The following is a 22,696-nucleotide window of genomic DNA, read 5'->3' on the forward strand; positions in this document are numbered from 1 at the left end:
ATGGTTTTATAGAGCTTCTTTATAGCTCAAACAGCCTAAAAAAGTTGCTTGTGGTTACCTTCGCTACTTGTTCTGGTGACTCATTCCACAACTCTGCCAAACAATCAACAACGTATTTCACCATTGCTGGTTCATTCTTTTTTCCCCTATAAGGCTCAGGTGATAGATATGGTGCATCAGTTTCGACTAAAACACGCTCGCGTGGTACATTTTGTGCAATTTCTCTGAGTAAGCTCGCATTTTTAAAAGTAATAATTCCAGAAAATGAAATATATAACCCCAAATCTATAGATTGATCAGCAAGTTCTTTAGAGGAAGCAAAGCAGTGCATTACTCCACTAAAAGCACCGGCTTTCATTTCTGACCTTAACATATCGATCATCTCATTATCAGCGCTTCTTGTGTGAATAACTAAAGGTAGTCCAGTTATTCTTGACGCTTCTATATGTAATGCAAAACTTTTTTTCTGATTGTCTTTGTTGTCAGATTTATAAAAATCTAACCCGGTTTCACCGATACTAATTACCTTTTGATTTTTGGTAAATTCAACTAATTCATCAACATGTATACACTCACCGTTTTCTATAGCAGCATCAAGCGGATGTATACCAACAGAGGAGTAGACCTGATCATAGGATGAAGAAATTTTTAATAACTTAGGAACATCGTCAATGCTTACGCATATGTTATGCAAAACCTTTACACCATTTTGCTCTGCCCTTGAAATTACTTTTGGTATTTCATCGTCAGAAAAATAAATCAAGTGGCAATGAGAATCTACTATCATGAGCTTATTGTTGAGGCTTTTATTATAGAAGAAAACTCTTCTATCACTGTTTTATAAACTTCTTTTTTAAATGATATAGCACTGGCTACTAAACTATCTATACCTTGCCAACGCCACTCTTTGAACTCTGGATGACCAGTATAATTAATATCAATGTCCTCATCCTCTCCGCAAAACTTCATTAAGAACCACCTTTGCTTTTGACCAGAATATTTTCCATTCCAGCATATTGGTATAACTTCTTCAGGCAAGTTGTAGTATATCCAATCCTTGCTTTTAGTTATAACCTTTACTTTATTAGTACCAACCTCCTCTAGCAACTCACGTAACGCTGCTTGTTCCAGTTCCTCACCATCATCAACACCTCCTTGTGGCATCTGCCAGTAAGAATCGCTATCAAAGCGTTTTCCAATAAAGGCATGTCCTTGTCTGTTAAATAGCATTATGCCAACACAAGGACGGTACTTATCTTTCTGCTCAACCACGAGTACGCTCTGTTTTTAAATGATTTGTTACAGAAGTTTTAATTAATTTTCCATTTTTTTCTTTCTTCATCTCTTCAACAATTTTCTTTGCAACTTCCTTTGCACTCAAGTTCGAGTTATCAATTTCAAGCGAACCCTCAGGTATAAATAGCCTTTTCCCTTCAATTTTCTTTATAGCAAAATCCGGATCAGTAATTTTATTTTCCTGATATCTCTCTTCTGATTGGACACGTCTTACTAGTTTTTCATTATTACAATGTAATACTACAGAAAAAATTTCCATGTCCATTTTTTTACTTAAATTTACCACTGAGTTATATAATCTTTGGTCATAGGGATCACCCTCTATCAATTCATTTGTAAATATATAATGTTTTGATTTTACGTAGTGTTTTTCCAGTATTGCTAATACATTTTCCCTAACTGCAAAAATTTTTTCCCATAGGTCATCTGGAACTTCAGCGTTTTGTAATTTAACAATATCAAATATAATATTATTGAATAGATTATTGCTTACTATTACTGCACCAATGATTTTACACAGTTCCTTTGCAGTAGTAAACTTACCACTGCCTGGAAAGCCGATTAAGTAGATGAGAGTCTTGCCCATAATGAATACTAGTAAAAAGCTATTTTCAATTATATAAAAAGTATATACATTGTACATGCTAAAAACATGATGATAAAATAGATGCAGGTAATACCTTTAACAAGTAGTTGCGTTGAAAATAGTTCATATTTAGAAATTTTGAGTATATAATTATAAATGAATCATATAACCTGTAAACAATGCTTAGCGATATGGAATCGATAAGAAGTACAATTGAAGAGATAATAGATCAAAATAAAGGTCATGATATAGTAACTTTTGATGTGCAGAATAAAACCGTTATTGCAAAATATATGATTATTGCATCTGGTGATTCAAGCCGTCACGTTAAAGCTTTAGCTGAGCACGTAATAAAAAGCCTCAAGCCACATGATAAAATAGATGTAGAAGGTATGGATGAAGGCAATTGGGTAGTTTTGAATTTTCAAGGCATAATGGTTCACATATTCAGGCCGGAAGTAAGGGAGTATTATAAAATAGAAGAGTTATGGAACTGATTGCCTGGATAGCTGGTGCACAACTGCACAAACGTTGTAATTTTGAAGGCAACTCCTGCACAGGTAGTGGTGTCATGAAAGTAGCTGACACTGGAATCCAGTTTTTCATGCAATTTCATCGAAAACGTTGTATAGTGTGCTTGTTTATAATTAAGTTCCAGTGTCTGGGCACTGGCTTCTCTATTAGGGTTACCTTCGGCATTAATGACAGGATAGACTGGGGTTTATAAAATGAAACACGCATCTGAATTTTTAAATTTCATCCAAGAAAGAGGGTACCTATACCAATGCACAAACATTGAAGGACTAGATCAATTATTATTGCAGAGCAATTATATAGTTGCATACATTGGGTTTGATTGCACAGCACCAAGTCTTCATGCTGGTCACCTAATTCAGATTATGATGCTCTGTCACCTACAAAAATTTGGTTATAAGCCGATAGTCTTACTTGGAGGTGGCACAACAAAAATTGGTGACCCATCCTTCAAAGATAAAGCAAGAAGCATCTTGCCTGTAGAGAACATCAATCAAAATACATCCAGTATAAGGAGAATATTAGAAAAAATGGTGTCTTTTAATGACAGCAAGACTGGTGCAATGATAGTAAATAACGCAGATTGGTTGGATAACATAAAATACATAGATTTTTTGCGTGATATAGGAGCTTATTTTTCTGTAAATCGTATGCTAAGTTTTGATAGTGTGAAAACCAGGCTGGATAGAGAGCAAACCTTAAGCTTTCTGGAATTTAATTACATGCTATTGCAAGCTTACGACTTTATTGAATTAAACAAAAAATATGATTGTCGTCTGCAGATTGGAGGGTCAGACCAGTGGGGAAATATAGTAAAAGGAATTGAACTTGGAAAAAAGTTGAATTTACCTGAGCTATTTGGCCTTACCATGCCTCTTTTATTAAATGCACAAGGAAAAAAAATGGGCAAAACTGAAAGTGGAGCAGTGTGGCTTGATGATAATATGCTAAAGCCTTACGACTACTGGCAATATTTTCGCAACGTTGATGATCAAGATGTTGGACGTTTTTTAAGATTGCTCACTGATGTGCCAATTGATGAGATTAGAAAATTAGAGTCTTTAAAGGATCAAGAAATAAATGAAGCAAAAAAGGTCTTGGCAACAGAAGTGACAAAAATATGTCATGGTGACAAAGAAGCGGAACTTGCACAATTTGCTGCAATTTCTGCTTTTGAGAATGAAGATAGCTCACTACTTCCTGATTACATCATAAAAAAAGAACAAGTGGCAAGTGGCATATCCTTAGTAGACCTACTACATGACACCGGTTTTGAACCTTCAAAAGGCGCTGCAAAGCGTTTAATACAGGGCAACGGATGCAAGATTAATGATAATGTTGTAAACAATATTGATCATGTAATAAATTTCGAGAGCTTTAAAGATCAGCCATTTATAAAATTATCTGCAGGAAAGAAACGCCATATAAAAGTTGTGGTAGATTAGGTCTCGAAGTAAGAAAACAAATTTTATACAAGTGAGAAATTAGATATGGAGCAAATTTTCAAAATTCGAGAATTATGTATAAAACAACTGGAAAGATAGTAGAAAGCGAAATTCTATTATATATAGCTAAAGTGGCTTAGGTTTACCTACAATTTGAAAAACAACAAATTCGTCATTCCGCTACTCATTAGCGGAATCTATACCGCGAATGAATCCATAACTGTACGGACATTGCAATTTGGGCCTACCAGGAGGGCAATGCCTCTTATCCAAGTACCCTCTTCTTGTCATCCCAGTGCTTGACACTGGGATCCAGGAATTTTATTAAGTTGGTAAGTATAAAAGTAGCCGTTTTATGTTAAAACACAACGTTCTTGATGAGATTACGGCAAGGCTGGATTCCAGTGTCAGCTACTTTCATGACACCATTTGCTGTGCAATTTACCTTCAAAAATGAATGTTCATACAGTTATGGAATGAATCGCGGTATGACGTAGGGAAACCTTTCTTGAGTTAGCTATAGCACTATAAAATTGTCCGCAGGGCCATATAAAAGTCGTGGTGAGTTAATAAATTTTTATGGAAGAAAGGATATATTAGAAAATTGAGGGTTTTAAAGGAGGTAAAAATGAGACTGTATTATAAAGATATCACAGGTCTTATCAAAGAACCCTACCGCTCCAGAGGAAGGGATTATTTTGACAAAAGAAAGGTACAGATTATATCTGTTAATGAATCTCAAGCTAAATCAAAGGTAGTTGGATCAAATGTATATCGAGTAACACTAAAGCACGATGGTCCTCTTTTGAGTGGAACATGTTCCTGTCCTGCATTTGTGTATTATGGTCCATGTAAGCATATGGCTGCAACAGGTTTTGCTTTGGTTGCACTTGATAGAAAGGAGTATCGATCGTCTGCGCGCCCAGATGAACAGACTCTCTTTGAAAGGTTTTACTAAGAAAAACAAAGCAAGAGCTAATTTCAATAATTACTCGTTCCAGTAAACATTATCCTGAGATTTTTGAAGAACTAGAGGATAAAGAATATGAGCAATTTATTCAAAGTGAACTTTCAAAATCCGAGAATTATGTATAAAACAACCGGAAAGATGGTGAGATCAGGTAATCTATGGCTAAGACGTCATACCGCCGCGGTATCTCTTAGCCGCTAACACGTAGCGGGATGACGAGATGCCACCACGAACCGTCATACCGCGCGATTCATCCGCGGTATCTCTTAGCATAGATCCCGCTAACAAGCAGCGGGATGACGGTTGTCGTTTAGCTATAAACATTAAGAAATTTACCAAACGAAAAAAAAGGCAAAAAAAGCCCCATAATTGGCTAATTACTTACATTATACTTTCAAGTATGGCGTTTTTTTATTCTAAACACTTAATAACCGCGATTCAGCTACTTTTAAACCGCAACTAATCTAAATTATAAACGTTAAGAAATTTACTAAACAGAAAAAAAGGCAAAAGAAACCCTAGGGTAGCTAGTTATTCACTATCCATTTTTTAAGTTGGCGTTTTTTTATGTTTTAAACGCTTTATAAGCGCGTTTCAGCTTATGTAGGTAGAAATTTTATAAGACATAAGGTGCATATAGTGCAAAAAATTAAACATGATACGCCAGATACGTGAGTTTTTTTGTCATTTAATCTGTACAGAGAAGATAAATAAATAGCTTCAGTGTTTATGATAAGGGGGCTGGCGGAGTTTGTCAAGTGGTTTTTTAGCCACGTTTCCCTGTTATAATGTTCGTTTGCTTGACCTAAGATCCAGGAGTATTTAAACTGAACCCTATACAGTGCTAAAAATGATAGGAAATCTAAGCGGAATAGTTGATGAAGTGCGCAGTGATCACATAATCCTGAACGTGAATGATGTTGGCTATATGGTGTATCTTTCAGCCAAAACTTTAAGTGCTTGTGCAATTGGAAGTAGAATCAAATTACTTATCGAAACCTATGCAAATAACAGAGAAAATGTCGCTCAGCTATATGGTTTTATAAGCAAAGAAGAACAGCAGTGCTTGAGGTTGCTTGTCAAAGTAAGCGGCGTTAGCTATAAAACTGCAATGTCAATTTTGAGTAAATTAACTCCAGAACAGCTATTTTTTGCAATTATGAATGAAGATAAAGTAGCACTCAAGATGAGTGGACTTGGCTTGAAACTCATAAATCGAATCATCACTGAATTGAGTGGCAAAGTAAGTAAACTAGAAATAAATAACAATAACTTTAATCCAATTAATGAAGATGCCCTTTCAGCATTGATCAATCTTGGGTATGAAAAAATGAAAGCTTATGATACGATAAAAAAAATACAAGACGAATCGTCAAACCTGGATACTAAGGATATTATTCGCATGGCGCTTAAGGAGCTCTTAACATTATGAAATCAATATCGTGCGGTAAAGAATATACTGAAGATGTGCGCAATATTAACATCAGGCCTGAGCAACTTGATGATTTTGTCGGGCAAAAAGACTTAATACAAAATTTAAAAGTGTTTATAAACGCTGCACAGACGAGAACTGAAGCTTTAGATCACGTCTTATTGTACGGTCCTCCAGGGCTTGGCAAAACAACTTTAGCACAAATTGTTTCTAAAGAATTAAGAGTTAGCTTTCGCGCAACTTCTGGTCCTTTACTTAGTAAAGCTGGGGACTTGGCTGCAGTGCTTACCACTTTAAATGCAAAAGATGTTCTATTTATCGACGAAATCCATAGATTAAATCGCAGCATCGAAGAAGTTTTATATACTGCTATGGAAGATTTTTGCCTGGACATATTAGTAGGTGAAGGTCCATCTACTCGCACTTTAAGGATAGATCTACCACCATTTACGCTAATTGGAGCAACAACGCGGCTTGGATTACTTTCTGCGCCACTCAGAGATCGTTTTGGCATTCCTTTGCACCTTGAGTTTTATTCTTTTGAGGAGCTAGTCGATATTATAAAAAGAGGCGCAAGAGTTCTTTCTGCTGAAATTGCAGAGGATGCCGCGCGGGAAATTGCCTGCCGTGCACGTGGCACTCCAAGAATTGCTTTGAGATTACTGAGGAGAATAAGGGATTTTGTTGAAGTGAAAGATGATAAAAAAATCACTTATGAAGTTGCTGATTCTGTATTGCTAAAATTGGGTGTAGACAAAATGGGACTCAATAAACTTGATATGCATTATCTAAGATTTTTATTCAACACCTCAGGGCCTGTTGGAATTGACACTATATCTATTGCGCTATCCGAGGATGTTGGCAATATTGAAGAAACAGTAGAACCTTATTTAATCAAAATTAGTTTTGTAAAGCGCACACCAAGAGGGCGCGTTCTAACCGATCAAGCAAAGGAGTATTTGAGCCTTTAATATTAGAGAGCTTTTCTACCATAATTCAATTATATATATATTGATTGGCATAATATCATATACTGGCATCTTTTTGTATGAAGGCATATGTGTTAAATAGCACTGAAACTGTAGTTCAAATTAAAACTTCTCCATTTCGTACTCGCTAGTTATGCTATTCTAACTAATTAAGCTATGGTTTGGGTAATAGGAGAAAACTGGATTCCAGCGTCACGCGCTACCCTATGGGTGACTGCTTGCATATATTCTCTCTTTCACCATCTCAATGTTTCTTTCTTATTATGCCAGTACCATTTTCTTGTCATTCAAGTAGCTCCCCTTCTTGTCATCCCAGTGCTTGACACTGGGATCCAGAAATTCTTAAACTGAACTCTATATAGAACCTCAGAACAAAAATAAAAAATGGGTAGCACAATACTGCCAAGAAATTTCTACGAGCGGCCGACCTTAACTGTAGCTGGAGAGTTATTGGGAAAAGTCCTCAAATTTTCTAACTTTAGTGGAATAATAACCGAAGTTGAAGCCTATATAGGAATGAATGACCCAGCTTGTCACGCGGCAAGAGGCTATACTAACCGAACCTCAGTAATGTTTGGTATGCCGGGGTTTTCATACGTGTATTTTATATATGGAATGTATTACTGTTTAAATATTGTAACAGAAACAGAAGGGTTCCCAGCAGCAGTGTTAATACGGGGATTAAAGCTTATTGAACCACTTGAAGCAAATTTAGGTGGGCCAGGAATATTGTGTAAAAGATTAAATATTATAAAAGAACACAACAAACTGGACCTCACTATAAGCCACGAATTTTGTGTTTATGAATCTCACCTCAAACCAGATTATATTTGCACTCCGAGAATCGGAATTAGTAAAGGCCAAGAGAAATTTTGGCGGTTTAAGATTTTCTAAACTTAAGATCTTGCGTAGACTATTTGCCAATCGGATAATCACCAGTGAAACAAGCATCACAATATTGTGGTGTAGCATTGTTACGCACTTCTCCTTTAACAGCCTGATATAATCCATCAATACTCAAGAAGGCTAGGCTATCTACTCCTATAACTTCCTTAATTTCCTCTACAGATTTATTTGCAGCAATTAAATCTTTGCACTCTGGCGTATCTATTCCATAAAAACAAGAATGCTTAATTGGTGGGCTTGAAATTTTGAGGTGAATCTCTTTTACTCCTGCATCCTTTAGCATAACTATTATATTTGTTAACGTACTACCACGCACTATACTATCATCTATTAAAATTATGTTTTTACCTTTCAAAGTGTGCTTATTAGCATTGAATTTTAATTTTATTCTAACTTTACGTACTTCAGCGGTTGGTTGTATAAAAGTTCTTCCTATGTAATGATTACGAATTATTCCCAGTTCCATAGGTAACCCTGAATGCTTTGCATATCCAATAGCTGCAGGTATTCCAGAATCAGGTATTGGTACAATCATATCCACATTGTTTTTTGGTGGACTTTCCTTCGCAAGTATTCTTCCTATTTCTTTTCTTGTATCGTATATAGACCTATTCTCCATTATGCTGTCTGGTCTTGAAAAATAAACGTATTCAAAAATACAAAAACTTGATTTTTGCTGTGGGAAAGGAAACATTGAGGCTAGCTTACTATCCGAACTGATGGTAACTAATTCGCCTGGTTCTATTTCTCTAACAAATTCTGCATTTACTATATCAAGAGCACAAGTTTCAGATGCAAGAACGTAAGAACCGTTTAACTTTCCTAAAACAAGAGGCCTGATTCCAGACGGATCACATACTCCAATAACTACTTCTTGATTGATTGCCACAAAAGAATAAGCACCTTGTATTTGCTTTAATGCATATATAAAACTCTCTAAGAAGCTATCTTTTTCACCGCTTGCTGTCAGATGCACTACTACTTCTGTATCAATATCTGACTGAAAAACGCACTCTTGTTTAATTAATTGTTTGCGTATCGGAGAAATATTAATTAAATTACCATTATGTGCTATGGCAAAATTCCCAAATTTGCCACTTTTGCCAAACATGGGCTGCACTCCAAATTTACTACCACTTGTTGAGTATCGAACATGACCTATTGCACAATCCCCAGGTAAGGATTTCTTTATTTCATCTATATCATCAAATACGCTGCTCACTTGACCTTGAAAGTGATAAGAGTGCAGCTTATCGTTGTTACTGGTTACTACGCCAAAAGACTCTTGACCTCTATGCTGCAAAGCGTGGAGAGCAAGTATAGAGTTAAAAGCAGCACTTTGGTTGCAACTTATGCCAAATACCCCACATTCCTCACGCATTTCATCTAGCATAAAAACTATTAAGTAAAGTTTAATTTTACTTTAGCATAGGTAAAATACAAGCATTTTGTTGTTCATCTGCTTTTATTGCCAGCAATAATCCTATGCATATCAAGCTTGCAGCAGTTGTACTTCCTCCATAGGAAAGAAATGGCAGTGGATCGCCTATCACAGGCAAGAGGCCTATTGACATTCCAATGTTTACAAAAAAATGAGCGCTAAAAAAGGCGAAAATGCCGATAGATACCGACTTAGAAAAATAATTTTTCGACCTATAAGCGATAGAGAAAATTACTCCAAGTAATGAGGTATAAAGCAAAATTAAAGCCATGCTACCTAAAAAGCCCCACTCCTCACTCAGCACTGCAAAAGCAAAATCCGTACGTTTCTCCGGCAAAAATCCAAGTTGAGTTTGACTTCCACTCAAAAAACCCTTGCCAAGTAAACCCCCTGAACCAATAGCTATCTGAGATTGCTGCGCATTATAACCTATTCCAAGTGGATCCACTGATGAATCCAAAAATGACAATATCCTTTGCTTGTGATAAGGACGTAAAAAAGGCCAAATAGCCGGTACTGCAAAAATGCCAAGAGTTCCACATATTACTGAATGAGATCTTTTTATTATTGTTGTGAATATAATTGATATCCCTATAAATAACATTATCATAGCTGTGCCTAAATTAGGTTGCTTTAACACCAAGAACACGGGTAAGAAAATAATTATAAGTGCCTTAAGCAATCTTTTAAATTCCATCATTTTATACATACTCTGCTTATCAAAATAGCGAGCAAGCGCAAGTATTAAGCCTACTTTTGCAAATTCTGATGGTTGCAAACTAATTGATCCAATTCTTATCCACCTTGTTGCACCCATTATGTGTGAGCCAAAAAAATTTACTGCTAATAGTGAAATCGCTGCTGCTATATAAAAAAAGTAGGCGTACTTCAAATAAAAATCTAGCTCTATGAATGACATAGCTATAGCGAGTAGGAAAAAGAAGGAAAATATGACCAGTTGGTGAATCGCAAATGGCACCCACTTTCCTCCAGCAGAAGAGTATTGAACAACAATGCCAACGCAAAACAGCGCTATCACGTTAATGACTAATAACCAATGAATCTTCTTCAGCCTACCCACAATAAAGACCTTATAACCTTAAAGTATAGTAAAATATGAAACAAAGATAAAAATCAAAAAACCAACTTCTCAACTACTAACCGAATTGGAGTGCCATATATTCCAGTTACTACTGTTAAAGCTGCCATAAACAATAGACAGAAAAGCATAGGAAATGGCACATCATTAATTTTGCCTAGTGTCATTCTAGTGCGTGACGTTGCATCATTTTCAAAATACATTTTCTCTACCATCTTCCACATGTATATTAGTGCAAGAAAAGAACCGGCAGCAAAAGCTATCAGGGAAATCCACGCGCGAGATTCGATAATTGCTTTCATTATATACCACTTGCTTACAAAGCCATTTGTTAAAGGCACACCGATTAATGCTAAACTGAGTAGAGTGAACGCAAGTGCTGTATAAGGCATTGATTTCTTGAGTCCCGATAAATTCTCTATTTTTGTTGTATCAAATTTGTAAGAAATACATCCTGCAGCCATAAATAAAGATGTTTTTATTATGCTGTGGTTTACTATGTGAAGAATTGCTGCAAATACACCTGTTTTTGAGTTAAAACTCAGTGCTAAAATTATATAACCAATTTGGCTAATACTAGAGTGAGCAAGCAGTCTTTTTATGTCTTTTGCGGTTATTGCAAATATCGACCCAAATACAATAGCGCAAAGTGCGAGGATAATTATCACATTGTCCAGTAGCGGCTTAAACAAGAAAAAATTTTGATGAAAAACAGTATAAAAGATTCTGATGAAAACATATATCATCACTTTTGTCACTGTGCCTGAAAAGAATATGCTAATGAAACTTGGCGCCTCACTATATGCATTAACCAGCCACCTGCTTAATGGAAACAGTGCCATTTTGATTGAGAGACCAACAAAAATGAACAACGTGCCAAGTTTTATGATGTTGTTATCGTATAATGGAACTATTCTTTCAGCCATGTCAGACATATTGAGCGTTCCAGTCATTGAATACAAGAGCCCGATGCCAAATAAATAAAATGTTGCACCTATTGTTCCACTAATTAGATATTCAAATGCTGCAACCAAGGCTTTTTTATCCCTTCCCATTGAAACTAATACATAAGAAGAAAGAGATGAAATTTCCAAGAAAACGTAAAGGTTAAATATGTCGTTTGTTACTAGAATCCCGAACAGTCCGCTTAAGCACAGTAGAAATAGAGAGTAAAAACCAGTGATTTTGTTTTTGCTAATTTCTTTTTCGTTAATATAAAAGCTATAAAGCACGCTAATCAGCGCTATAAAATTCACCAAAGTTAGAATCAAGGAGTTCAACACGTCGATTCTTAACTCTATGCCGTACGGGGGAGCCCAATCCCCAAGGTGATAAGTTATAATTTCGCCTTTATATGTTTTAATGAGTAGTATTGATGAAATGATAAGAGTGATTGTTGTTGCAATAAAAGAAATAAACCAAGATACCTTGTGTTTCTTGGCAAGAAAGCAAAACATTGATGCAATTATTGGGATAATAACTTGTAAAATTGGTAATTGCATTAAATTGTTGTTAATATATCGTTAAAGTATTAGTATATATAATACTTTTTGTTTTAATACCCTTATGTTATCTAAAATTTGTAACGCAATAAAACGCCTATTACGAAGAGAAGATAAATTTGTAGGAAGAGATGAAAATGGAAATTCTTACTATGAATCAAGTAAAGGAAAAAGGTGGGTTATGTATAGCAGTGTCTCTGAGCCTACAACAGTGCCTCCGGAATGGCATATATGGCTTCACTATACTGATAATGTAGTACCAGTTAATAATAAAAAAAGAAAAGTAAAACATACTCCTAATTTAACGGGTACAAAAGATGCATACTATCCAAACCAAAAAGTGAAAAATTACTATAAAAGCTGGAGTCCTGATAACTAAAGATGCGAAGGTCAAATATACTTGAAATAACCGCTGGATTATTTGTATTAATTTTTACTATTTTTCTGATTTTCTTTGCTATTGATAAGCTATCTTACATAAAGAAAAACTATAAGGATTGCTATAAAATATATGGTCTTTTTGCTAACGCTAACGGTATAGGAGTTGGTGATAGTGTCAAGATCTCTGGTGTAGATGTTGGAAGCATAACTGGTGTATCACTTGACAAAGCTACCTACGTAGCACGAATCGATATGTGTATAAGCAAAGACATAAAATTGCCAATTGATAGTTCAGCTCTGATCACTAGCAGTGGAGTTGTTGGCAGTAAATTTGTTAATATATCACCTGGATCAGATATTAAACTAATCTTGCATGGTGGTAAAATAGAGTATACTCAAGCTGAAGCAAATATGGGTGGAATAATGGACAGAATTCTTGGTATGTTTACAAAGTGAAAATGGCAGGATTCCAAGTATATCCGTTCAGGTAAAGCCTCCTGTAGTTCTAAAGTATTTAAGGAGTTTGCCTTATTTCTTGCCTTTTCTACCGCTTGCTTTGGGGTTTATAGTATAGAAAGTGCCTTAATAGTTGCAGTGCATGTCTATCAATGATAAAATGAAAATTAATTTATTTTGATATTATGATTGGTTTACTGTTTGCCGTACTGTTGTTCCTCTGTGGTAGTGATGCACTTGCAAAACAGGAGCCACGTTCAATAGCTGGAGATAATCACATAAAGGTGATAAATTATAACCCACAAGCTATACATAAGTATACGGGTTTTTATGGTTATCAGTCCAGTATATTGTTTGAACCAGGGGAGGTAATACAAAACCTTTCAATGGGTGATTCAACTGGTTGGCAACTCCTTCCTCAAGGTAATAGATTGTTTATTAAGCCTATAGATGATATTGCCGATACTAATGCAACTATAATTACCAATAAAAGAGTTTATTACTTTGAACTTCATGCTGAAGAAGCAACTGGACTAGATGATCCAAGATTAGCATATGAAGTAAGGTTTCTTTATCCACTATTTAGCAGTGATGAGATTTACACAACAAATAACGGTGATATCTTCGAACAAGCTAGTCATACCATTATTCCTGATATCAATGATATTGAAGTTGTAAAGAAGGGATTAAATTTTAATTATTCCATCTCGCACGTCAAAGGTAGTCAGTCAATAATACCAATTAAGGTTTTTGATGACGGAAAATTTACATATCTACAATTCAATAAAATAAACTCTGATTTTCCGGCAGTTTTTATGGTTGATTCTGCAGGATATGAGTCTTTAGTAAATTTCCGTACAGTTGATAACTACCTGATAATCGAAAGGGTAAGTTCAGTGTTTACCTTAAGGAATGGATCGAGTACAGTTTGCCTATTTAATGAAACCATACCTTTCAAAAAAGGGTAAAGGCTATAATGCCCGAGATATGGGTGCAAAATTTTTTCTATGATGTTCTGTAATTCCATAAAGGCCAATAGCGTTAAGGTGCTCTTTTGTCCCATATCCTTTATTTTTATACCAATTATATTCAGGATGCTTATTGTGCAATTCTTGCATAAGCCGATCTCTCGTAACTTTTGCAACGATTGAAGCTGCTGCAATTGATGTACTCAAATTATCACCATTTACTATGGATTTCACTTGCCATTTCACTTCAGGTGGTTGATTACCATCAACTAGCACATAATCTAATTCTAGGTCCAAGTCTATCAACGCACGTTTCATTGAAAGTTTTGTTGCTTGCAAGATATTGTATGAATTTATTTCTTCTACGCTTGCCATTCCTATACCAAATTTTGCAACGGATATTATTTTTTCATATAGGACTTGCCTACATTGAGGAGTCAACTTTTTCGAGTCGTTGATTCCATCAATAATTGTATTTCTATCAATAAACACTACGGCTGCGGATATTACTGGACCAGCTAGCGGACCTCTTCCAACTTCATCCACTCCTGCTATCACTCCTGATAATTTATTTTCTAATGTAAAGTCTGGGTATTTCATAGGTTTTTATAATAAGAAAGTTATAGTAAAAACTGAACAGATAATAGAAATTATCCAAAATTTCATAACGATTGTATTTTCTGACCATCCCTTCTTCTCAAAGTGATGATGTATTGGTGCCATAAGAAAAACTCTTTTTCCTTCTCCATATTTAAACTTTGTATATTTAAAATATGATATCTGAATAATAACAGATAGAGTCTCTATTACAAAGATTATTCCAATAATGGCAAAAAGCATTTCTCTTTTAATTAGGACACTAGTTAACCCTAAAGCCGCACCTACCGACAAGCTACCAACATCACCCATAAATATTTTTGCTGGATGTGTGTTAAACCACAAGAAACTTAGAATAGCTCCTATAAATGCAATGCAGAATAAAGTAATATTCATATCTGCCTGAGTTATATATGCAATTAGCCCCAAAAAAGCAAAGGAAGTGATAACTTGAGTTGCAGCAAGGCCATCCAAACCATCTGTGAGATTCACAGCATTAGAAGAGCCGACAATTACAAACGCAGCAAACGGAACATATAGATAGCCAAAATCTATTATTACTCCTTTAAATAGGGACGTTTTTGTAAAACATTCAGCAGAGTATAGCTTAAGTATAAACACACCAACCAGAGCAACAATAAACTGAATAAGTATTTTGGTTTTTGCACTTAAACCTCGATAGTGATTTGTCTTCAATTTTAAATAATCATCAATAAATCCAAGTAGAGCAAAAAATAGAGTTATCAATATCAGCAGCAAAATTTCTGGTGTTAACTGAGCCCAGAGTAAAATTGGTAATAAAGAAGAAATCAGTATTATTATTCCGCCCATAGGTGGTACATTCTTTTTTGTTATTAAATGACTTTCTGGTCCACATGATCTAATTGGTTGCCCATCTTTGCTTATTTTTTTTAGAAGCTTTATAAAATAGGGAAAAAGAATAAACCCAAAAACAAATGAGGTAAAAAATACTTTTGTAGCTAAGATCATCTGCTTACTTAAATTGACTAAGTGTCATACCACCTATAGCTAATAAAGTCAACTTCTGTCATCCTATAGCCTGACCCACAACTGTACGAACATTGTGATTTGGGCCCATCAGTAGGGTGTCATCCCAGTCTGGAATCCACAACTGTACGAACGTTGTAGTTTGGACCACCAGTGGGGTGTCATCCCAGTGCCCAGACACTGGTTCTATGCAACTTAATTAAAAACGTTTGTTTTAGTGTAAGACAATTACCTTTAGCTTATCAGCTCAGTTATAAGCAAAATTTCTGGATTCCAGTCTGGAATGACACCATTTGCTGTGCAATTTACCTTCAAAAATGAATGTTCGTACAGTTGTGAACCTGTGGCAGGTATTACATAAGAGCATTTCCCTCTTCTAAATTAAAACGCACTTTTGCCTCCTTTGCAGTCTATACTTTAGATGTATTTAATTTACAAATACTAATTATTTATTAATAATGGTGATATGTAAATATAGTTATAAAATAATTGTTACACTTGAATTCCTTCCTGGTTTCTGTTGTTATCAGAACATTTAAAACACTTTAAGAAAGTTGCTTAGTTAAATTAACTTAGACAAGTAAATAGCAGTTTTGCAGCCTGTTTTTATGAATGATGATAAAATGTTGTAGCCAAATGCGCTTTCAGCATTGTGCTGAATTGCAATATCTTTGTGCTCTAACTCCTCGTCGCGAAATTTACTTATAGTTTCTCTTAATTCCCCATCTTCTAAATGTGAAACTTGCTCTTTGTAGTGCTCCCCGATAACTTCTTCAACTGCAGCAGTGCAAGCCATAGCAGCTTTTTTGCCCATAATGGCAGTTGCAACGCCAAGCGACACTCCTAAAACACGCCAAACAGGCAACAAAACAGTAGGACGAACTTTTTGCTCTTTGATTTTCTCATTAAAATAGTGAAAATGCTTTTTTTCCTGCTCTTCCATTTCAATTATTTCATTGATTATAGAAGATTTCTTAAGAATAAATTTTTGACCAGAATAAATGCAAATAGCTCCATATTCTCCAGCGTGATCTACTCTAATTGCCTGTTGCAAGAACTGATTGTTGCTGTACCTTAAATTATTTAGATTTCTTTCTTTCTCCACAATACACCTTACCTGATACGAACAGAGCTACTATGAGATAAATTAGATTCCATGTTGCTAAGGAAACACCTAGAACGTAATGAGGTCTGTCACAAGATGGAGAGTAATTAGGATTTAGTAGATTATTTCTGAGCTCTTCTATACTAACGTTACCACTTGCTTGCTCTGTACAACCTAAAACATCATGAAATAAGTGGAGTTCAAGACCTATATGATAAAAAGATATTACTGCACCTATGAGGTAGCTGCAAAACATTGCATAGATTAGAATTTTGTTGTCTTTAAGCATGCACGCTACTGCAAGTAATCCGGCGATATAGTAAACTATTCGCTCGTATGTACATAACTTGCATGGCAGCATGTTGAAAAAATATTCTAGCACATATGCAAAAATTAGAGCAGCGGCACTCGACAGCAGAAAGATTGCAGGAATTCTGGAATTATTACACATAACTTTAAGTAAATTATCCCTGAAAGTATAAAGCAGAGTATTCATTTTACATAGGGATTTTTATTTTTTTTCAAAAGCAATCTAACTGGCACACCGTCTGCAAAGAAATTTTTTCTGAGATCGTTAATTAAATAGCGTTTGTAACTTTCATCAACACTTTCAGGTATGTTACATATCAAAGAAAAAGCTGGAGGTTTAGTACCAATTTGAGCGATATACTTCATTTTAACTGCTTTGCCTTTTACAAGAGGGTGAGAATGTTTTCCTACAGCATCTATGAGCCACTTATTCAGTTTTGCAGTGCTGATCTTCTTGTTCAAGGATTCACTCACTTCAAGACACTTATCTATCACATCACCGCAGCGCATGCCTTTTAACGCAGAAATTGTTATAGTTGGCACTTCCAAGAATAACCTAGTTACTTCCTGTTGTTTGACAAATTTTATTAACCTGCTTCTGTCATCCTTACCTATTAAATCCCACTTATTTAAAACAACAATAATCCCTTTCCCTCCCTTAATTGCAGCTTCACCAATTGATAAATCCTGCTGCTCAATACCAACTAGGGAGTCTAGCATTAAAACTACCACATGAGAGCGCTTGATTGATTCCATGCTTTTCTCAACAAATCTTGATTCTAAGCCATCTACAACATTCGCCTTTCTGCGGATTCCGGCAGTGTCAATTAGAGCAATTAACTCTCCATCATGATCATATGTAATATCCACAGAATCACGTGTGGTACCTGGCTCTGAACTTGTTATTAGTCTGTTTTCTGCAAGTAAACCATTTAAAAAAGTTGATTTTCCAACATTCGGACGGCCGATGATCGCGATCCTCAGCCTACTCAGTTCATTGTTAGGTAACTCAGTGTTCTCGTTAAAATTTTCAATAACACCAGCTAATGCATCATAAAGATCAACCATGCCAAGATTATGCTCGGCAGAGATATACACCGGGCCAAGAAAATCAAAAAACTGCAAATAATCAACATTTTCGGATTTATGACTCTCGCATTTATTTGCTATCAGTATCACAGGTTTATTTATTTTTCTCTTCAGCCACTTTGCAAACTCTTTATTTCGCTCATTTTGCACTTTTGCGTCAACAAGAAAGAAAATTATGTTTGAACTGGATAAAGAAAACTCTATTTGCTCAATAACTTGCAGTGAAAAACTAGTTTGGTCGTTCCATCCTCCTGTATCTATAACTTTAAACTCCAAATCGCTAATTCTCCCCATTCCCTCTCGCCTATCCCTTGTCACTCCTGGAATGTTACTCACTACTGCTGCTTTTCTTCCTACTAATCTGTTGAATAGGGTCGATTTTCCAGCATTTGGTAGGCCTACTATGGCGATTTTTAGCATAATTCAAGGGCATGTTCTATATGAAGTAAATTATAACCGAAACTTTTCAATTTAACTATTGACTTCGTAGATTATATAAGCATACTACAGTTAGAATTTTTTTATTTTGTTATGTAAAATATGAGGTAGTTATGCTAGTGTCAGAGCAAATAGAGAGTGTAGATAGAGAAGGATTAAAGCAACAAAATCATATACATAAAGATACAGAGTGTTCGGAAGAGACGACAATATATGGGCATATTAATCAACATATGGAAAAAAACATCTCAAATACATTGCATGAAATATATGATGCTCTTATGTCATATAACGAATCGGAACAGTCAATGACGTCAACTTAAGAACTTTCATTAGCAAACTCTCCTAAAGACATGATGGCGTTTAGGCTTATCTACTTTATTGCGGCTGTCCCGGTCGGATTTTAACTTTAGCGCGTATACTTAAAAAGGGCTTGAAAGTTTTTTGGCGCAATAAGTACCTGATAGAGTTTCTGTCTCATTACACTAAATAAAACTGAAAAATTTAAACGATACTCAGTAATTTGATCTGGGTTCCAAGGCCCTTGTGCATCACATATATGAAGCGATAATATATTGCACATGACCAAGTTTGCCCAAAATTCTTGTAATACAGCCTCTCCAGAAAAATTCTCTAACTCTGCTCCTACTTTGAGTCGTTTATAGCACCCCTCTATGTGCCACCTTAACACATAAGCTTTGCTCCAAAGTCTCGGTCAAAAACTCTGTTTCTCAGTTGGCTAATGTCAGCACTATAACTCTTACTTTCTGTCCTTTCATTTTATTTTTTAGCTTTTCATTTTCTAATATAAAATCAAAATCTAATTCGCCAGCGTTCCCATAGCTTACTATAATTTTTTTTTTGCAAGCAAAAAATAAAATCTACTTCCAAATCATAATGCTGCTGAATGAATTTTACTGAAGACGATCATAGATAAATAATAATTTCTCTTGATTTAATAAACGCATTTGAGTGATAACTTCGGGTAATTGCTCTGCCGCCAACGTTTGTTCACCTATATTCCAAGCTGCAAGACGAGCACTGCAAATCAATGAAGTACACAAATCAACAAACAAATTGCCAATGGTGCCTGTTGTTCCATTTGGTTCAAACTCGGATACAATTTCCCCAGAGCTGGGTAATCTCATACCAGAACCATCTGCTGCAATAAGTCTATAGCCTCTCCAACTCAGGTTCATCCTGATAGGCTGTTTGGATGCTTAAATTCTTGAAAGCCTGTATGGCAAATCTTATATCTTGCTTTAGAAAAAGCTTGCTTTGAGGGTACATGTCAATGGCTCCATAAGTTCACATTCTATTCCCAAACTTTTTTTAACTAACTTTAAAATCATAGAAAATACTGTCGAAAAAGGAAGTTTTCTTGTTCGTGTAAAACTCAACACAATGGATTTTCTGAAAAGTTTTCGAGTATATTATATTTTTAATTTGTAGAATAAGGTTTTTTCCTTTTTGCATATTTCACCTAAAAAGGACACATTTTAGACTTCTTTGTTGAAATAAAACAGAAACAAAAGTGCTGTTTCTTGCACTCTTTGGATAATTTAATGATAAAAAATTTAGAGAGAAATTTTATACACTATCGCTGATATTTTTCCTTAAGTTGATGCCATTGCCTGAACACTTACCTAATGATGAAGCTATCGAAAACATAGCAAAGAGACTTCAAAAATCTATAGACGATGCAAAAAAGCACAAGGTCATGTTTAGTGTTGATGTATTCCAAGGAGAAAAAAGTCATCAATAATAGATTATTCGATACTGATCTTATACCACCTCATGGAGCAAGATAAAAATGTTACTGAGACTGGAAAAGAAAAACTACGGCCTCTTATGTTAGAAATGTTTAATCTAGTTTCAACAGGCACTGATGTGAGCCAAGAAGTTCGGAGATTATTGCCAGAAGATATACTGAAAGAACGCGGCGAATATTTGTCACGTCTAAAACAAATTGTAAGTGATAGTATTGAAAATGACAAAAAAAAAGAAATTGTAGTAGAAAGAGATAATAAATTTTATTATGTACAGTGTCCAGAAAAAAGTGTGATCACTCCTGCAAAATTTATGAACTCCCCGGAATTTAAGGACTTAGAATATGGTGCATTGCGAATAGGAGAAGGAGATAATCTAATCTGAATAAAAAGCTGGCAATATCATGATATGCAAGGCAAAGTAAAAATGACCTTTAGGGTAGGCGATGAAAAGATCGAAATGATTTTATCTTCTGAAAAAGCTGAAAGTTTTGGTAAAATAATGGTACATATGGATGACAAAAGTTGTGAAATCTTCTCAAAGTACCTAAAAGAGCTAGAAAAAGAACCTCGTATAAGCAAGGTTGTTGAAGCTGCTAAAAGTTTTGCACAAACAAAAAGCAGTGCAGTTAGTCCACCTCTTTCTAATATGAAAAGTGTTGACACATCGCAACATTTTCAAAGTAGTGACCATGAATCACCAGAGCATTAACAATTATCATACATACATTGTTGCATATAGCAATAGTGTATGTGTATAGTTAGTAGGGTTTGTAAACTTAATAAAGTCTACAACTAATTTGAAAACTACTTTATTGTATGCAAGACTTTAAAATACTAGAAAATCTAAAAACCAAAGCACTAGAAGCTGAAAAAGGAGGCGGTTCTGACAGGATTACCAAACAACATGAAAAAGGGAAATTAACTGCTAGAGAAAGGCTCAGTATATTGCTCGATGAAAGTTCTTTTGCAGAATACGATAAATTCGTAAAACATCATGCAAATGATTTTGGCATGCAAAATGCTAATTTTTTAGGTGATGGGGTAGTGATTGGTCATGGTACTATTTATGGCAGAAAAGTTTTTGTTTATTCTCAGGATTTTACTGTCTTTGGTGGTTCACTTGGTGCGTCACATGCAAAAAAAATATGCAAAATTATGGATATGGCAATTAATGCCAGAGTTCCAATTATCGGACTAAATGATTCTGGTGGAGCCAGAATTCAGGAAGGAGTAAATTCTCTTGCTGGTTATGGAGAAATTTTTCAAAGAAACGTAAATGCATCGGGTGTTATACCACAAATTTCTTTAATTATGGGCCCATGTGCAGGAGGTGCAGTTTATTCCCCAGCATTAACTGACTTTACTTTCATGGTGAAAAACAGTTCATATATGTTTATAACCGGGCCAGATGTAGTAAAAAAGGTTACCTACGAAGATGTAAGTTTCGAAGACCTCGGTGGAGCAAAAATTCATACAAGCAAAACAGGAGTAGCGGATTTTGCATTCAATAATGATGTTGAAATGCTGCTAAAAATGCGTGAATTCTTTACTTTCTTACCAGCAAATAATCAAGAATCACCAAAATCTGCACCAATCTGTAATGATGTTGACGACATTGATGAATCCTTAAACACTCTAATTCCTACCAATCCTAATACTCCTTATGATATGTATGAACTCATTGAAAAAGTTTGTGATGAAAGGAATTTCTTTGAACTGAAACCTGATTTTGCTCGTAATATCATAACTGGTTTTGGTAGAATTGGAGGAAATACTGTCGGTATTGTTGCAAATCAACCTATGCACCTTGCAGGATGTTTGGATATTGATTCTTCAAGAAAAGCTGCGAGGTTTGTAAGGTTTTGTGACGCATTTAACATTCCGATCATCACACTTATTGATGTTCCAGGATTTTTGCCGGGTACAAATCAAGAATACAATAATATAATACAACACGGAGCGAAACTGCTTTACGCTTACGCTGAAGCGACCGTGCCGAAAATTAGCCTTATCACTAGAAAAGCGTATGGTGGTGCATACATTGTTATGAATTCGAAACATCTAAAAGGTGATATAAATTATGCCTGGCCAACTGCTGAAATAGCTGTGATGGGCCCTGAAAGTGCAGTTGAGATTATATTTCGACACGAAAAAGATCAGCAAACGTTAATTAAAGAATATAAAGAAAAATTTGCTAACCCATTTTTTGCTGCATCATATGGATACATTGATGACATTATAGTGCCAAGTAAAACAAGGTATCACTTTTGTAAAGCATTAGAGCTACTCAAAAACAAGAAGGTAGAAAGGATATGGAAAAAGCATGACAACTTACCTCTGTAACTTTCTTCTAAGCCTTGCTTACAAGTTATG

25 protein-coding genes and 1 pseudogene are annotated in these 22,696 nt (G+C 35.3%); 14 read left to right on the forward strand and 12 right to left on the reverse strand.

The features are described 5' to 3' along the window. Positions 1 to 19 precede the first annotated feature (19 nt). The 3 genes from AAGD50_RS00570 to AAGD50_RS00580 are packed head-to-tail and all read right to left on the reverse strand — an operon-like array spanning position 20 to position 1,882. Complete coding sequence (locus tag AAGD50_RS00570; RefSeq protein ID WP_264339544.1) at positions 20 to 787, reverse strand: TatD family hydrolase; 768 nt, start codon at positions 785 to 787, stop codon at positions 20 to 22. Next, positions 784 to 1,230 carry an RNA pyrophosphohydrolase gene (locus AAGD50_RS00575; RefSeq protein ID WP_007548581.1) on the reverse strand — a complete coding sequence of 149 codons (447 nt, stop codon included), beginning with the start codon at positions 1,228 to 1,230 and terminating at the stop codon, positions 784 to 786. Before AAGD50_RS00575 ends, AAGD50_RS00570 begins: the two co-directional genes overlap by 4 nt. Positions 1,231 to 1,264: 34 nt before the next feature. After that, a complete protein-coding gene (locus tag AAGD50_RS00580) occupies positions 1,265 to 1,882 on the reverse strand; it encodes an AAA family ATPase (protein WP_022626414.1) in 618 nt (205 codons plus the stop codon). Between the two features lie 179 nt (positions 1,883 to 2,061). Between AAGD50_RS00580 and rsfS the strand changes: the two genes are divergently transcribed. The 7 genes from rsfS (at position 2,062) to AAGD50_RS00615 (ending at position 8,146) form a co-directional block, all read left to right on the forward strand. After that, entirely contained in the window at positions 2,062 to 2,379 is a 318-nt protein-coding gene (gene rsfS / locus AAGD50_RS00585; RefSeq protein WP_006279567.1) for a ribosome silencing factor, read from the forward strand. Next, positions 2,370 to 2,609, forward strand: a complete 240-nt coding sequence (locus AAGD50_RS00590) for a hypothetical protein (protein WP_010963049.1) — start codon at positions 2,370 to 2,372, stop codon at positions 2,607 to 2,609. The genes rsfS and AAGD50_RS00590 overlap by 10 nt, the downstream gene beginning before the upstream one ends. Before the next feature lies 1 nt (position 2,610). Continuing rightward, positions 2,611 to 3,861 carry a tyrosine--tRNA ligase gene (tyrS, locus tag AAGD50_RS00595; RefSeq protein WP_265024513.1) on the forward strand — a complete coding sequence of 417 codons (1,251 nt, stop codon included), beginning with the start codon at positions 2,611 to 2,613 and terminating at the stop codon, positions 3,859 to 3,861. A 628-nt stretch (positions 3,862 to 4,489) separates the two neighbouring features. Further along, positions 4,490 to 4,819, forward strand: a complete 330-nt coding sequence (locus AAGD50_RS00600; protein ID WP_007548583.1) for an SWIM zinc finger domain-containing protein — start codon at positions 4,490 to 4,492, stop codon at positions 4,817 to 4,819. Between the two features lie 862 nt (positions 4,820 to 5,681). Further along, positions 5,682 to 6,263 carry a Holliday junction branch migration protein RuvA gene (gene ruvA / locus AAGD50_RS00605; RefSeq protein ID WP_341810058.1) on the forward strand — a complete coding sequence of 194 codons (582 nt, stop codon included), beginning with the start codon at positions 5,682 to 5,684 and terminating at the stop codon, positions 6,261 to 6,263. Next, positions 6,260 to 7,234, forward strand: a complete 975-nt coding sequence (gene ruvB / locus AAGD50_RS00610; RefSeq protein ID WP_264723849.1) for a Holliday junction branch migration DNA helicase RuvB — start codon at positions 6,260 to 6,262, stop codon at positions 7,232 to 7,234. The genes ruvA and ruvB overlap by 4 nt, the downstream gene beginning before the upstream one ends. Before the next feature lie 402 nt (positions 7,235 to 7,636). Further along, positions 7,637 to 8,146: a DNA-3-methyladenine glycosylase gene (locus tag AAGD50_RS00615; protein WP_264723848.1), complete on the forward strand. Its 510-nt coding sequence runs from the start codon at positions 7,637 to 7,639 to the stop codon at positions 8,144 to 8,146. A 19-nt stretch (positions 8,147 to 8,165) separates the two neighbouring features. On the opposite strand, the gene purF is transcribed toward AAGD50_RS00615, so the two are convergent. Genes purF through AAGD50_RS00630 form a run of 3 tightly spaced genes read right to left on the reverse strand, consistent with a single transcriptional unit; the run spans position 8,166 to position 12,200 of the window. Next, positions 8,166 to 9,551 (reverse strand): amidophosphoribosyltransferase, encoded by a 1,386-nt coding sequence (gene purF, locus AAGD50_RS00620; protein WP_341810059.1) that lies wholly within the window; start codon positions 9,549 to 9,551, stop codon positions 8,166 to 8,168. A gap of 25 nt (positions 9,552 to 9,576) precedes the next feature. Beyond that, positions 9,577 to 10,680, reverse strand: coding sequence for a rod shape-determining protein RodA (rodA, locus tag AAGD50_RS00625; RefSeq protein WP_264723846.1), 1,104 nt, complete (start codon positions 10,678 to 10,680; stop codon positions 9,577 to 9,579). A gap of 53 nt (positions 10,681 to 10,733) precedes the next feature. Continuing rightward, a complete protein-coding gene (locus AAGD50_RS00630) occupies positions 10,734 to 12,200 on the reverse strand; it encodes a proton-conducting transporter membrane subunit (protein WP_341810060.1) in 1,467 nt (488 codons plus the stop codon). A 64-nt stretch (positions 12,201 to 12,264) separates the two neighbouring features. On the opposite strand from AAGD50_RS00630, the gene AAGD50_RS00635 reads away from it, so the two are divergent. The 3 genes from AAGD50_RS00635 to virB9 all read left to right on the forward strand — a co-directional run bounded on the left by AAGD50_RS00635 (position 12,265) and on the right by virB9 (position 14,005). Further along, entirely contained in the window at positions 12,265 to 12,579 is a 315-nt protein-coding gene (locus AAGD50_RS00635) for an NADH-ubiquinone oxidoreductase subunit NDUFA12 family protein (RefSeq protein WP_007548590.1), read from the forward strand. Between the two features lie 2 nt (positions 12,580 to 12,581). Further along, positions 12,582 to 13,037 (forward strand): outer membrane lipid asymmetry maintenance protein MlaD, encoded by a 456-nt coding sequence (mlaD, locus tag AAGD50_RS00640; protein ID WP_007548591.1) that lies wholly within the window; start codon positions 12,582 to 12,584, stop codon positions 13,035 to 13,037. A gap of 185 nt (positions 13,038 to 13,222) precedes the next feature. Continuing rightward, on the forward strand, positions 13,223 to 14,005 hold the full coding sequence (virB9, locus tag AAGD50_RS00645) for a P-type conjugative transfer protein VirB9 (RefSeq protein ID WP_010082330.1): 783 nt from the start codon (positions 13,223 to 13,225) through the stop codon (positions 14,003 to 14,005). Positions 14,006 to 14,008: 3 nt separating this feature from the next. Here the strand turns inward: virB9 and AAGD50_RS00650 are convergent, their stop codons facing one another. From AAGD50_RS00650 to der, 5 genes are all read right to left on the reverse strand, one after another. Beyond that, complete coding sequence (locus AAGD50_RS00650; protein WP_015589381.1) at positions 14,009 to 14,605, reverse strand: ribonuclease HII; 597 nt, start codon at positions 14,603 to 14,605, stop codon at positions 14,009 to 14,011. Between the two features lie 6 nt (positions 14,606 to 14,611). After that, positions 14,612 to 15,592, reverse strand: a complete 981-nt coding sequence (gene mraY / locus AAGD50_RS00655) for a phospho-N-acetylmuramoyl-pentapeptide-transferase (protein ID WP_155969251.1) — start codon at positions 15,590 to 15,592, stop codon at positions 14,612 to 14,614. A gap of 580 nt (positions 15,593 to 16,172) precedes the next feature. Further along, complete coding sequence (locus AAGD50_RS00660) at positions 16,173 to 16,715, reverse strand: demethoxyubiquinone hydroxylase family protein (RefSeq protein WP_006279362.1); 543 nt, start codon at positions 16,713 to 16,715, stop codon at positions 16,173 to 16,175. Continuing rightward, on the reverse strand, positions 16,690 to 17,211 hold the full coding sequence (locus AAGD50_RS00665; protein ID WP_015589379.1) for a disulfide bond formation protein B: 522 nt from the start codon (positions 17,209 to 17,211) through the stop codon (positions 16,690 to 16,692). Before AAGD50_RS00665 ends, AAGD50_RS00660 begins: the two co-directional genes overlap by 26 nt. Continuing rightward, positions 17,208 to 18,533: a ribosome biogenesis GTPase Der gene (gene der, locus AAGD50_RS00670; protein WP_265024507.1), complete on the reverse strand. Its 1,326-nt coding sequence runs from the start codon at positions 18,531 to 18,533 to the stop codon at positions 17,208 to 17,210. Before der ends, AAGD50_RS00665 begins: the two co-directional genes overlap by 4 nt. A 131-nt stretch (positions 18,534 to 18,664) precedes the next feature. Here der and AAGD50_RS00675 point away from each other — a divergent pair, with 131 nt between their 5' ends. Next, the gene (locus tag AAGD50_RS00675) at positions 18,665 to 18,874 is read left to right on the forward strand and encodes a hypothetical protein (protein ID WP_155969249.1); all 210 of its coding nucleotides are present in this window, start codon (positions 18,665 to 18,667) and stop codon (positions 18,872 to 18,874) included. A 9-nt stretch (positions 18,875 to 18,883) separates the two neighbouring features. On the opposite strand, the pseudogene AAGD50_RS00680 reads toward AAGD50_RS00675, so the two are convergent. Beyond that, positions 18,884 to 20,027, reverse strand: a pseudogene (locus AAGD50_RS00680) (transposase). 321 nt (positions 20,028 to 20,348) lie between these two features. Here AAGD50_RS00680 and AAGD50_RS00685 point away from each other — a divergent pair. From AAGD50_RS00685 to AAGD50_RS00695, 3 genes are all read left to right on the forward strand, one after another. Next, complete coding sequence (locus tag AAGD50_RS00685) at positions 20,349 to 20,705, forward strand: hypothetical protein (protein WP_227738564.1); 357 nt, start codon at positions 20,349 to 20,351, stop codon at positions 20,703 to 20,705. A gap of 24 nt (positions 20,706 to 20,729) precedes the next feature. Continuing rightward, a complete protein-coding gene (locus AAGD50_RS00690; RefSeq protein ID WP_231115838.1) occupies positions 20,730 to 21,032 on the forward strand; it encodes a hypothetical protein in 303 nt (100 codons plus the stop codon). A gap of 107 nt (positions 21,033 to 21,139) precedes the next feature. After that, positions 21,140 to 22,666 (forward strand): acyl-CoA carboxylase subunit beta, encoded by a 1,527-nt coding sequence (locus tag AAGD50_RS00695; RefSeq protein WP_015589410.1) that lies wholly within the window; start codon positions 21,140 to 21,142, stop codon positions 22,664 to 22,666. Positions 22,667 to 22,696: the final 30 nt, after the last annotated feature.

Origin of the sequence: Wolbachia endosymbiont (group A) of Apotomis capreana (assembly GCF_964027025.1) — a bacterium.
GTDB lineage: Bacteria > Pseudomonadota > Alphaproteobacteria > Rickettsiales > Anaplasmataceae > Wolbachia > Wolbachia pipientis.